The sequence below is a fragment of the Bacteroides sp. OM08-11 genome (genome assembly GCF_003438665.1).
Taxonomy (GTDB): Bacteria; Bacteroidota; Bacteroidia; order Bacteroidales; family Bacteroidaceae; genus Bacteroides; species Bacteroides cutis.
Window position 1 is genome coordinate 1 of sequence record NZ_QSTJ01000010.1, and the last position, 12,768, is coordinate 12,768.

The following is a 12,768-nucleotide window of genomic DNA, read 5'->3' on the forward strand; positions in this document are numbered from 1 at the left end:
GGATAAGGATTATCCACCACATTCTCAAACTCCTCGATGGCCTCCTGCTGTTCGGGAGTGAGTGATTTCCCATCCCAACCGGCAATGATTTTACGGGCTTCATCGGCCAAGGGTTCATCATAGACCTCACCATAACAGGCGGTGAGAAGACGGAGTTTCAACAGTGAGGCGGGAAGAGCCTCAAGAAGGTCCCAACAACGGTTCAGAACTTCCTGGACATGTCCCTGCTTTTCACCATGGTCGATGAAGGAAGCGTTGTAGCCCATCAGAAGGGCGAGACAGACATTAGCCTGTTCCTCGACAGTGGAACCTTGGAATACGGAATTGTACAAAGAGGTGGTCAGGCGATAAACCTCACCGTTACGACGGGAAAGGTCATCGCTGTAGACGGGACTGCCGTCCATACCCAAATACATCAGGTCGTGCGCGGCACGCTGAAGCGTAAGTGTTTCTTCAGAAAGAGACATATTGTTTATGATTGATGTTTATTTATTAATTCCGGCTTGTTGGATGACCTGATCCGCAGTAGAATGCATGTCATGACACGACTTCTATCAGGTCGGGATGGACAGTGGCCAGGGCAACGGCTATGACACCTTGGATTTCGATGACCACGCGACGGTCACGCGCGCCCTTCACCTTCAGGAAGATACCTTCCTGGCCTGCAAAGTCACCGCCGGTGATACGTACTTTAGTTCCTTTCGAAAGGTTCAGTTCTTCGGGCTGGAAGTACAGGAGATGGTCGTTGTAAGTACCGGCAACGGCTATGAAACGCTGCATCTGCACGTCGGGGACGATGATTTTCTGGCCGCTGCGGGTGTCGGTGATATATTGCAGGTATGCTACCTGGGACTTGACACGCTTCAAATCGGAAGGGCGAGCATGCACAAAAAGAAGATTGTGGATGACGGGCACTAGTACACGGATTTTCTTACCCTTCTTAATACATATCTTGTACTGCATGGGGACGAAACAACCTAATTTCTCTTTTTCTAAAAGACGCATGGCATCAGGCTCTCGGCGGTACGTGGCACGCATGGCGAACCAAGTCTCGGTCTCTTTTTCCGTTTCTATTTTGATGGTCGGTTCCATGTCCAGTTCAGAAAAGGGTGTTCTCCCGGGGCTTTGAAATTCTCACATAAGCTTGAATTCCAATCACTTGCGGGCACTTTATGTAAAATACGGCAAGTATTGAGCCCCTCTTGCCGACTGTTTTTATGTACTTGTGCATTACCTGTCGGTAAATCACTATAAACGAACTGTTTATAGTACAAAACTGTTTTTTAAACGTTCATTTTAAAAACGTCAGGATATTTCAACAAAAAAAGACGAAAATTTAGATAAAGGAATAGAAAAGACGAATAACATTTTCGAGTGCGTATATTTCTGTATATCAACTTGTTTTAGTCTAAAACAAATAGCGATAAAAATATTTTTATTAAACATTTTGCACAGTTCGGAAATACCCCGTATCTTTGCGGACATTAAATGAACATTAAAAAAACACCCTCGTTTTTCGCTTATACTCACCTGACATACAATTCATTACAGGCGTTTTTCAATAAAGCACCGTCCATTCGTTGCATATCTCTCGCAATAGCTGTAACTTCGTGATTCATGATGTTTTGTCCACCGGTAAATACCGGCACAAAATAGAAAATTAATATGAAACAATTAAAGAAAAAAACAGCGGGTAAAAAAAACCGCTGGAGCGAACAACAACAAGAGTAATCAAACTGTTAAACAAAACTTTAAGGCTAAAAGAGGACCGAAGCCGGGAGGGGATATTCAGTACGTTACAGGGGAACGGGGGGCGATAGAAAAAGCGTTCCTCATCACTTTCCTTAAAGGGGGTATGGGAGTGGACCCGAAGTATGGAACGGCAACGCTTTGCAGATATCTCACAAAGTTTGAGATTTTCCAAACAGCAAACGATAAACCGATGTCCTACAACACCATAAAGGAGGATATCACTGAAATCAAGAAGGAACTCCTTTTAGAAGAATCCAAGAGAAAACCATCCAAAAACAATAAAAATAAGTAACATTAACCAGTAATAAACCCGCCGGGTAATATCGGTGGACAACCTGTCATGAACGACCCGTATCTTTGCTGCGCTTTAGCAAGGATTGAGTCACACCCATAAAAAGATGCCGCTTTTTCAAAATGAGCCGGCATCTTTTTTTTATGCAGTGACCACAACACATGCTGAACGGAATTTAAATACTGTTTATTAATTATTTAATCAGAGAAATCATGAAAAAGAAAAAGGCGGCTTCACTTCACGAAGCATTAAGAAATCTGTGGAAAATCCGTATCATGTTGGAAAAGGGGCATTCGGAAGAATGCGCCGAATGGATGACAGGGCGCATTGAAAGCTTGTTGGACCACATGCAGTATGGGTATGCGCTTATTGCGTACCACAAGCAGGACGGGACGTTCAAGTTCGTAAAGGCGACGCTGCTGCCATACCAGACCATGTTCCAAAAGGAGTATGACATCATGAGAGTGACGGGAACCATTGTGTATTGGGATGTGGACTTGCAGAAATGGAGGAACTTCCAATTGGAGAATTTCTTGGAGTGGAGACCGATTTGCTGAGAAAATGAAAGAATGAAAGGAGTGAAAGTATGGCGATGAATTATGGGGGGATTATGTATTTCCCGTTGAACGTGAGTTTCTTTGAGGACACACCAATAGAACTGGTGGAGGCGAAATACGGGCTGGCAGGCGTGGGGGCAGTAATGAAGCTGCTCTGCAAGCTGCATAAGGAGAAGGGGTATTACCTGATGTGGGACAAGGAGCAGTGCACGCTTTTTGCACACAAGGCAGGAGAAGGAAACGCAGCTCAGATTACGGGAAATTCTGAACAAAGTACCGAAAGACAGGAACAAAACATCGAAAGACAAGGGCAAAGCAGTGCGAACCGTATGCTAAATGAAGAAAATTGCATGCAGCCTGTCGACATTTTCACCGAAAATGCAGACAATTCAGAACAAAGTAAAGTAAAGGAAACTAAACTAAAGGAAACTAAAGCAGAAATAGAGGGAAGGAGTCCCGGCGAGAATTCTTTTTTGACGCCTCCGGAGTACGCCTACAACAAGCAGACTCACAACTATGACGGGCTGATGTTCACTCTGCAGCAAATGCGTATCACCAACCCGGAAGAGGCAAACGCGATACTCAGGCTGTCAGATTACGGCAGGTTGCGAGGATACGTTTGGCAGGTGATACACGGCACAAGGTGGAGCGAAGTGGCGGCAAAAGGAAAATACCTGATTGCAGCATTAGTGAAGGAAAGAAAGAAAAGAGCCGCAGGATAAGAGTGTTGCGAAAATAAATTTCCGGCGGTGAGAGGGACGTTTCCTATTCATAGAAAAATGAAGTTAACATCGTTCCATTCACGATGTTAACTTCATTGATAGAAGGATGTTAACTTATTGCAGTCTGCTTAGTTAACTTCATAAAGCTAAGTAAGTTAACTTCATCAAAACAAGGAAATAAACTTATACATAAGTTTCTAAAAGCTTCACACTGCCGCCTTCCGGAACAATTGTCACTTCTTGAGTGGCAGCAGGCAACAGAACTGTTTCACCGGCACGCAGGGTGACTTCATTCCGATTGTCATCCGTCAAACGGCATGCACCTTCCACACAGATAAAAATGACGAAGGAATCCAACTCAGAATAGTCGCAAGTAATTTCTTCCGTCATATCATATATAGACGTTGTGAAATAAGGGCTTGCTACCATTTCAACAGGTTCATTCTCTATATGCTCGTATGCAGTACGGAAATCATCCTGTACATCGGTAAAATTAATGGCTTCGATAGCCTGGCTGGTATGCAGTTCACGGGACTTACCGTCTTTATCCTTACGATTATAATCAAAAATACGATAAGTGATATCCGAAGTTTGTTGAATTTCCGCTACAAATGCACCGGCACCTATCCCATGCACACGACCTGCCGGAACATAAAATACATCCCCCGGCTGGATGGCACAAGTCTGGAGAACTTCTGCAAAAGTTCCATTATAAACTCTCTCTTTATACTCTTTCGGAGTAATCTGTTCGGCAAAACCGGAAATTAATTTGGCACCTTTGTCCGCAGCAATCACATACCACATTTCATTTTTACCGAAACTGTTATGACGTTTCTTTGCCAACTCATCACCCGGATGTACCTGAATAGATAAATCCAATTTAGCATCAATAAATTTTATCAACAGAGGAAACTTGTTGCCAAAACGTGCATAATTGGCTTCACCCACCAATTCTTCCCTGTATTTACGAACCATTTCAGGCAAAGTCAATCCTTTGTCCGAACCATTGGCTACGACAGATTCACTATCTTCTACTGCTGAAACTTCCCAACTCTCACCTACATTCGGCAAGCTTTCATTCAAGTGTTTGAATGGAATAATCTTGTCGCCCCCCCAAAGCGTCTGCTTCAAAATGGGCTCAAATTTTAGAGGATACATTCGTTGTTTTTAATTAGTACAATTCGAAATTGATACAATACTTTTTTAGATTAACGCGACAAACATACAAAAAATATCAATTTGTCTTCCATTTGTTAAACGCTAAACTTTCCTAAAATGTTCTTCACATTTCCTCTCATTTACTTGGGGGAACAAAAGAATTTCTTTTTATTTGCAAGAAATTTAAATAATACCATGTTATGATAAACACTACTCCAACAGAAAGCAATTTGTCCGGATTGGACAAAAAAGACTTTCAAAAGGATATAAATAACAAAAAAACAGATTTGTTTATCCTTAAAAATGCCCAGGGAATGGAAGTGGCAGTTACCAACTACGGTTGTGCAATTCTTTCGATAATGGTACCTGACAAAAATGGGAAATATGCCAACGTAATTCTGGGACATGACAGTATAGACAACGTAATCAACAGTCCCGAACCTTTCCTGAATACTACTATCGGACGCTACGGCAACCGCATTGCTAAAGGAAAATTTACTTTATACGGCGAAGAACATCAGTTGACAATCAATAACGGCCCCAATTCATTGCATGGCGGTCCTACCGGCTTTCATGCACGTGTTTGGGATGCCACGCAACCCGATGAGTCAACCGTCATTTTCAACTATACCTCTGCCGATGGCGAAGAAGGTTTCCCCGGCAATCTGGAAGTGGAAATGACGTATCGTCTGGAAAACGAGACCAACGCTCTGGTTATAGAATACCGGGCCACTACCGACAAAGCTACTGTTGTCAACCTGACCAATCACGGTTTTTTCAATCTTGCAGGTATTGCAAACCCCTCTCCTACCGTTCTGAATAATATCGTTACCATCAATGCTGATTTTTATGTACCCATTGACGAGGTATCTATCCCCACCGGAGAAATTTTGAAAGTGGAAGGTACGCCGATGGATTTCCGTACTCCGCATACAATCGGTGAACGTATCGATGACAAATTCCAGCAATTGGTGAACGGAACCGGATATGATCATTGCTATGTACTGAATAAAACGGAAAGTGGCGAACTGAGCCTTGCCGCGACTTGTACTGACCCCATCAGTGGCCGAACAATGGAAGTTTACACCACAGAGAACGGTGTACAACTTTACACAGGCAACTGGTTAGGTGGTTTTACCGGTGCACACGGTGCCACATTCCCTGGAAGAAGCGCAGTATGTTTTGAAGCCCAATGTTTCCCTGACACCCCGAATAAAGCTCACTTCCCCTCGGCAGTATTGCTTCCGGGCGATGAATATCAACAGATAACCATCTATAAGTTTGGTGTGGAGGAATAAATAAAACACAGAAAATTAATAATTTAATATCTACAAAAACATGAGTCAACAAAAAAAACAATGGGGAGCTATCATTATCATGATTGCACTCTTCGCTATGATTGCATTCGTTACTAACCTTTGTTCACCAATGGCAGTGATTGTAAAGAATGATTTCGGAGCCAGTAACGTACTTGCACAAATTGGTAACTATGGAAACTTTATCGCATATCTTGTTATGGGTATTCCTGCCGGTATGCTCATCGCCAAGTTCGGTTATAAGAAAACTGCACTTATCGGTCTGTTCGTGGGAATTATCGGTATTCTCGTGCAATGGTTGAGTGGACACGTGGGTAAAGAAAGCGCTTTTTTGGTTTATCTGATCGGTGCCTTCATCAGTGGTTTCACAATGTGTATCCTCAATTGTGTAGTCAATCCTATGCTGAACCTCCTCGGTGGCGGTGGAAACAAAGGAAACCAGCTCATCCAGATCGGTGGCGTGTTCAACAGTACTGCTGCCGTAGCCGTATATATCATTATGGGTGCCTTGATTGGTGATGCCGCTAAAGCACACATTGCCGATGCTACACCTGCATTGATGATTGCGCTTGCAATCTTCATCATCGGTTTCATCGTAATCTTCTTCACCAAGATTGAAGAACCCGAACAAGCTCCGGTTGACACCACGCTTATCAAAGGTGCCATGAAATATCGCCACTTCGTTCTCGGTATTATCGCTATCTTCCTGTATATGGGTGTTGAAGTAGGAACACCGACTTATATCCTCCAATATCTTTCTTCAGCGCCTGACGCAGCTACTCCCGGTTTGGGTATGGATGCCAGCATTGTAGGTCTTATTGTTGCCGTTTATTGGTTGATGATGCTCGTAGGCCGTTTGGTTGGTGGTACCATTGCCGGTAAGATTTCAAGTAGAAAAATGATTACGGTAGTTGCCAGTGCCAGCCTTATACTTGTGGCATTCGGTATGTTTGCGCCTACAGATATCACAGTAAATGTTCCGGGTATCGACTGGGCTCAATTAGAACTTATTTGGGCGGAAGTTCCTGTAGGAATATTCGCTTTCTTGCTGGTTGGGCTCTGCACCAGTGTGATGTGGGGTGGTATTTTCAATATGGCAGTTGAAGGCCTTGGTAAATACACGGCTATTGCCAGTGGTATTTTCATGACAATGGTATTCGGTTGCGCTGTCATGGTAGCTATCCAAGGTTGGTTGGCTGACCTTACCGATTATATGACCAGCTATTGGGTAGTTCTCTTCTGTGCCGGTTATATCCTGTTCTACGCTTTGGTAGGTTCAAGAATTGACAGTTCAAAGAAATAATCAAGAATATAATTATTCACCTTAATATATTAGTATCATGGATATAGAATACGTAAGAAGCCGTTTCATCAAACATTTTGACGGAACAACGGGAGCTGTATATGCTTCTCCGGGTCGCATCAACCTTATCGGTGAACACACTGACTATAACGGTGGTTTTGTATTTCCCGGAGCAATCGACAAGGGCATGATTGCAGAAATTAAACCTAATGGCACAAACACAGTAAAAGCTTATTCCATCGATTTGAAAGATTATGTGGAGTTTGGTTTGAATGAAGAAGACGCCCCGCGTGCCAGCTGGGCAAGATATATTTTCGGTGTATGCCGTGAAATGATTAAGCGTGGTGTAGAAGTGAAAGGTTTCAATACCGCTTTTGCAGGTGATGTACCTTTGGGAGCCGGTATGTCTTCTTCCGCCGCATTGGAAAGTACATACGCATACGCTATAAATGACCTGTTCGGTGAAAACAAAATCGACAAATTCGAATTGGCGAAAGTAGGACAAGCTACCGAGCATAATTACTGTGGCGTGAACTGCGGTATCATGGATCAATTTGCATCCGTATTCGGAAAGCAAGGCAGCCTGATCCGTCTGGATTGCCGTTCACTGGAATATCAATACTTTCCGTTCAACCCGAAGGGATACCGTCTGGTATTGGTAGACTCCGTTGTAAAACATGAATTGGCTTCTTCTGCCTATAACAAACGTCGCCAAAGTTGCGAAGCTGCGGTTGCTGCCATACAGAAAAAACATCCCCATGTAGAATTCTTACGTGACTGTACCATGGAAATGCTGGAGGAAGCTAAAGCCGATATCAGCGCAGAAGATTATATGCGTGCAGAATATGTAATCGAAGAAATCCAGCGTGTGCTCGATGTTTGTGATGCTTTGGAGAAAGATGATTACGAAACTGTAGGCCAAAAGATGTACGAAACCCACCACGGTATGAGTAAGTTGTATGAAGTAAGCTGCGAAGAACTCGACTTCCTCAACGACCTTGCCTTTGACTGTGGCGTGACCGGTTCACGCGTAATGGGTGGCGGTTTTGGCGGTTGTACCATCAATCTGGTAAAAGATGAGCTTTACAGTACATTTATTGAAAGAGCAAAAGATGAATTCAAGAAGAAATTCGGTAGAAGCCCGAAAGTTTATGATGTAATCATTGGTGACGGTGCACGCAGATTAGAATAAAACTTCATTCTTTTTTCATAAACAATGGAAGCACTTTTCTCGTTTGTAGAAAAGTGCTTTTTCTGTATGTTACTAAAAAGACACTTTATTCATGAGGAAATTTACGTATAAAGAATTATCTTTGCCATGTGAAAGTTCCAATGAGAATATATTAAACGATTAAAGATATGAACGACAACAAACTTATGAACCGTGCAGCGGACAATATCCGTATTCTTGCTGCTTCAATGGTTGAGAAGGCCAATTCCGGACACCCCGGCGGTGCCATGGGTGGTGCTGACTTTGTAAATGTACTCTATTCGGAGTTTCTAGTATACGATCCCGAAAATCCGGCATGGGAAGGCCGTGACCGCTTCTTCCTTGATCCGGGACACATGTCACCGATGCTTTATTCTACATTGGCACTGACCGGCAAGTTCACGCTGGATGAATTGAAGGAATTCCGTCAATGGGGAAGTCCTACGCCGGGACATCCCGAACGTGATATTATGCGTGGCATCGAAAACACCTCCGGTCCGCTGGGACAGGGACATACTTATGCCGTAGGAGCTGCCATTGCCGCCAAGTTCATGAAAGCACGTTTCGATGAGGTAATGAACCAGACAATTTATGCATATATATCCGACGGCGGTATTCAGGAAGAAATTTCACAAGGTGCCGGCCGTATTGCCGGTGCGTTGGGACTGGATAACCTCATCATGTTCTATGATGCCAATGACATCCAGCTTTCTACTGAAACAAGAGATGTAACGATCGAAGATACTGCAAAAAAATACGAAGCCTGGGGTTGGAAAGTCATTACAATTGACGGTAATGATCCGGATGCCATTCGCGGTGCTCTTAACGCAGCTAAAGCAGAAAACGAACGTCCGACTTTGATAATCGGCCACACCATAATGGGTAAAGGTGCCCGTAAAGCGGATGGAAGCAGTTACGAAGCCAGTTGCGCCACTCATGGTGCTCCTTTGGGTGGTGATGCTTATGTCAACACTATCAAGAATTTGGGTGGAGACCCTACAAACCCTTTCGTTATCTTCCCCGAAGTAGCAGAATTATATGCCAAGCGTGCCGTAGAGCTGAAAAAGATCATGACAGAAAAATATGCTGTAAAAGCGGCATGGACGAAAGCCAATCCCGAATTAGCTGCTAAACTGGAGCTGTTCTTCTCGGGTAAAGTTCCTGAAGTGGACTGGGCTTCCATTGAACAAAAAGCCAATGTAGCTACACGTGCCGCATCTGCTACCGTACTCGGTGCTCTTGCCGAGCAAGTAGGAAACATGGTAGTGGCTTCTGCCGACCTTTCCAATTCGGACAAGACAGACGGTTTCCTGAAAAAGACTCACGCTTTCAAAAAAGGTGATTTCAGCGGTGCTTTCTTCCAAGCCGGTGTTTCCGAGCTGACGATGGCTTGTTGCTGTATCGGTATGTCACTCCACGGGGGGATCATCCCCGCTTGCGGAACATTCTTCGTATTCTCCGACTATATGAAACCCGCCATACGCATGGCAGCTTTGATGGAAGTACCCATTAAATTCATCTGGACACACGATGCATTCCGTGTAGGCGAAGACGGTCCTACCCATGAACCGGTAGAACAGGAAGCTCAAATCCGCCTGATGGAAAAGATGAAGAATCACAAAGGGCGTAATTCCATGCTGGTACTTCGCCCGGCAGATGCAGAAGAGACTACTATAGCCTGGAAACTCGCCATGGAAAATATGGCCACTCCTACCGCATTGATTTTCTCCCGTCAGAACATTGCCAACCTGCCGGCCGGTAACGATTATGGACAAGCAGTAAAAGGCGCTTATATCGTAGCCGGTTCGGATGAAAATCCGGATGTTGTTCTGGTTGCATCAGGTTCTGAGGTAGCGACATTAGTTGCAGGTACTGAATTGTTACGTAAAGACGGCATAAAAGTACGTATCGTATCTGCTCCGTCCGAAGGTTTATTCCGCAGCCAGGCTCCGGGTTATCAGGAAACCATTATTCCTGTCGGTGCCAAGGTATTCGGTTTGACTGCCGGTCTGCCTGTAACATTAGAAGGTCTTGTAGGCGTAAACGGTAAAGTTTGGGGATTGGAATCATTCGGTTTCTCAGCCCCTTACAAGGTACTGGACGAGAAATTAGGTTTTACAGCAGAAAATGTATATAAACAAGTAAAAGCAATGTTATAAATGAAAACAATCGGAATCTGTTGTGACCATGCAGGATATGCTCTGAAACAATATGTAAAAGAATGGCTTGAAGCTAAAGGTTTGGAATATAAGGACTTTGGTACTTATTCTCCCGAAAGTGTGGATTATCCGGATTTTGCACACCCCCTTGCACAAGCAGTAGAATCTGGTGAATGTTATCCGGGTATTGCTATCTGTGGAAGTGGAAACGGTATCAGTATGACACTGAACAAGCATCAGGGCATTCGTGCCGCATTATGCTGGAATACCGAAATAGCCGGTCTGGCCCGTCAACACAATGACGCTAACATACTTGTGATGCCAGGACGTTTCATCACCAACCAGGAAGCTGATGGAATTATGACTAAATTCTTCTCCACCCCGTTTGAGGGTGGACGCCATCAACGGAGAATTGACAAAATACCGGTAAAGTAAAAAGAGGTATCGTATGATATAAAAAAGGGCTTGACATGTGCTTTCAGCATTTGCAAGCCCTTCTTTATTCCCCCTATTTTCTTATTTTTAGCAGATAAGATGACTAATGTCTTTAAATAAAAACTATCTTTGTAGTTCAATAATCCGGAACTCAGAATGATATGGAGCAACTGAATACCATAAAAGAGCTTATCAATCAAGGAAATGTAGAGCAAGCTATCCCTCAGCTTGACAAAATATTACAATCCGATTTTCCCGGAAAGGACGAAGCCTATTATCTCCGTGGAAATGCTTACCGCAAACAGGGTAATTGGCAGCAGGCGCTGAACAACTACCAATATGCTATCGACCTTAATCCTGACAGTCCTGCCCGACAAGCCTACAACATGGTAATGGATATTCTGAATTTCTTCAATAAGGATATGTACAATCAATAAAATAAAAAAACGTAAATTATGGCAAAAATCAAAGGAGCAATCGTAGTGGACACCGAGCGTTGCAAAGGCTGCAACCTGTGTGTCGTGGCTTGTCCGCTCAATGTAATAGCCCTCACCAAAGAGGTGAACGTGAAGGGATATAATTATGCCCATCAGATATTGGAAGATACTTGCAACGGATGTAGCTCGTGTGCCACAGTATGTCCGGACGGATGTATCTCGGTTTATAAAGTAAAAGTAGAATAAATAAGAAGAATATGGCAGAAGAAGTTGTATTAATGAAAGGAAACGAAGCCATCGCCCACGCAGCCATTCGTTGCGGTGCCGATGGATATTTTGGTTATCCTATTACCCCCCAATCAGAAGTATTGGAAACTCTTGCCGAACTGAAACCATGGGAAACAACCGGTATGGTAGTGCTCCAGGCAGAAAGTGAAGTGGCGGCTATTAATATGGTATACGGTGGTGCCGGAAGCGGAAAGATGGTGATGACCTCCTCATCAAGCCCCGGTGTAAGTTTAAAACAGGAAGGTATCTCTTATATTGCCGGTGCCGAACTGCCTTGTTTGATTGTAAATGTGATGCGTGGCGGTCCCGGACTCGGAACTATTCAGCCTAGTCAGGCTGATTATTTTCAGACCGTAAAAGGTGGCGGTCACGGTGATTATCGCCTTATCGCCCTTGCTCCAGCTTCTGTACAGGAAATGGCAGATTTCGTAGGTCTTGGTTTTGAACTGGCTTTCAAGTATCGTAATCCGGCCATCATCCTTGCCGACGGTGTGATTGGACAAATGATGGAAAAAGTAGTTCTTCCTGCACAAAAGCCACGCCGCACGGATGCTGAGGTTATTGAACAATGTCCATGGGCTACTACCGGTAGAACTAATGGGCGCAAACCCAATATCATCACTTCTCTGGAACTGAAACCGGAGGAAATGGAAAAGAACAATATCCGTTTCCAAGCCAAGTACAAAGAAATCGAAGAGAACGAAGTACGTTTTGAAGAAATTCATTGTGAAGATGCCGAATACCTGATTGTAGCCTTTGGTTCTATGGCACGTATCGGACAGAAAGCAATGGAACTGGCTCGCGAAGAAGGTATCAAAGTAGGTATGCTCCGCCCCATCACCTTGTGGCCATTCCCTACAAAAGCCATCGCCGCATACGCCGACAAGGTAAAAGGTATATTGGTTACCGAACTGAATGCCGGACAGATGATTGAAGACGTCCGTCTTGCAGTAAATGGTAAAGTGAAGGTGGAACACTTCGGACGTCTCGGTGGTATCGTGCCCGATCCGGATGAAATTGTTGTGGCACTTGCTAAATTAAAAATTGAGAGTTGAGAATTAAAAAATCTCAGCTATCTCCATTTTCTAATTTTTAATTTTTAATTCTCAATTAAAGAAATGAATCCTGATAAAATAAGA

General features: G+C 43.8%; 13 protein-coding genes. 10 read left to right on the plus strand and 3 right to left on the minus strand.

The window, feature by feature from the left end; translation table 11 throughout:
- Window positions 1-467, minus strand: a 467-nt coding sequence (locus DXC10_RS15110; RefSeq protein WP_117738354.1) for a UpxZ family transcription anti-terminator antagonist, incomplete at its 3' end; no start/stop codon positions are given.
- Window positions 468-537: 70 nt separating this feature from the next.
- The gene (locus DXC10_RS15115; protein ID WP_101545558.1) at window positions 538-1,074 is read right to left on the minus strand and encodes a UpxY family transcription antiterminator; all 537 of its coding nucleotides are present in this window, start codon (window positions 1,072-1,074) and stop codon (window positions 538-540) included.
- 1,182 nt (window positions 1,075-2,256) lie between these two features.
- On the opposite strand from DXC10_RS15115, the gene DXC10_RS15125 reads away from it, so the two are divergent.
- Both DXC10_RS15125 and DXC10_RS15130 read left to right on the plus strand, forming a co-directional pair.
- Window positions 2,257-2,601 (plus strand): SH3 beta-barrel fold-containing protein, encoded by a 345-nt coding sequence (locus DXC10_RS15125; RefSeq protein ID WP_101545426.1) that lies wholly within the window; start codon window positions 2,257-2,259, stop codon window positions 2,599-2,601.
- Between the two features lie 29 nt (window positions 2,602-2,630).
- The gene (locus DXC10_RS15130; RefSeq protein ID WP_117738324.1) at window positions 2,631-3,323 is read left to right on the plus strand and encodes a DUF4373 domain-containing protein; all 693 of its coding nucleotides are present in this window, start codon (window positions 2,631-2,633) and stop codon (window positions 3,321-3,323) included.
- Window positions 3,324-3,506: 183 nt separating this feature from the next.
- Here the strand turns inward: DXC10_RS15130 and DXC10_RS15135 are convergent, their stop codons facing one another.
- Window positions 3,507-4,481: a type I phosphomannose isomerase catalytic subunit gene (locus tag DXC10_RS15135; RefSeq protein ID WP_101545421.1), complete on the minus strand. Its 975-nt coding sequence runs from the start codon at window positions 4,479-4,481 to the stop codon at window positions 3,507-3,509.
- 200 nt (window positions 4,482-4,681) lie between these two features.
- Here DXC10_RS15135 and DXC10_RS15140 point away from each other — a divergent pair, with 200 nt between their 5' ends.
- From DXC10_RS15140 to DXC10_RS15175, 8 genes are all read left to right on the plus strand, one after another.
- Window positions 4,682-5,779, plus strand: coding sequence for an aldose epimerase family protein (locus tag DXC10_RS15140; RefSeq protein ID WP_117738326.1), 1,098 nt, complete (start codon window positions 4,682-4,684; stop codon window positions 5,777-5,779).
- Between the two features lie 40 nt (window positions 5,780-5,819).
- Complete coding sequence (locus DXC10_RS15145; RefSeq protein ID WP_101545416.1) at window positions 5,820-7,100, plus strand: MFS transporter; 1,281 nt, start codon at window positions 5,820-5,822, stop codon at window positions 7,098-7,100.
- Between the two features lie 37 nt (window positions 7,101-7,137).
- On the plus strand, window positions 7,138-8,292 hold the full coding sequence (gene galK, locus DXC10_RS15150) for a galactokinase (RefSeq protein WP_117738328.1): 1,155 nt from the start codon (window positions 7,138-7,140) through the stop codon (window positions 8,290-8,292).
- Between the two features lie 167 nt (window positions 8,293-8,459).
- Window positions 8,460-10,469 (plus strand): transketolase, encoded by a 2,010-nt coding sequence (locus tag DXC10_RS15155; protein ID WP_117738330.1) that lies wholly within the window; start codon window positions 8,460-8,462, stop codon window positions 10,467-10,469.
- A complete protein-coding gene (gene rpiB / locus DXC10_RS15160) occupies window positions 10,470-10,904 on the plus strand; it encodes a ribose 5-phosphate isomerase B (protein ID WP_101545408.1) in 435 nt (144 codons plus the stop codon). It begins immediately after the preceding gene.
- A gap of 161 nt (window positions 10,905-11,065) precedes the next feature.
- Entirely contained in the window at window positions 11,066-11,341 is a 276-nt protein-coding gene (locus DXC10_RS15165; protein WP_101545406.1) for a tetratricopeptide repeat protein, read from the plus strand.
- 18 nt (window positions 11,342-11,359) lie between these two features.
- On the plus strand, window positions 11,360-11,587 hold the full coding sequence (locus DXC10_RS15170; protein ID WP_004289820.1) for a ferredoxin family protein: 228 nt from the start codon (window positions 11,360-11,362) through the stop codon (window positions 11,585-11,587).
- An 11-nt stretch (window positions 11,588-11,598) separates the two neighbouring features.
- The gene (locus DXC10_RS15175) at window positions 11,599-12,684 is read left to right on the plus strand and encodes a 3-methyl-2-oxobutanoate dehydrogenase subunit VorB (protein WP_101545403.1); all 1,086 of its coding nucleotides are present in this window, start codon (window positions 11,599-11,601) and stop codon (window positions 12,682-12,684) included.
- The last annotated feature ends 84 nt before the right edge of the window (window positions 12,685-12,768 follow it).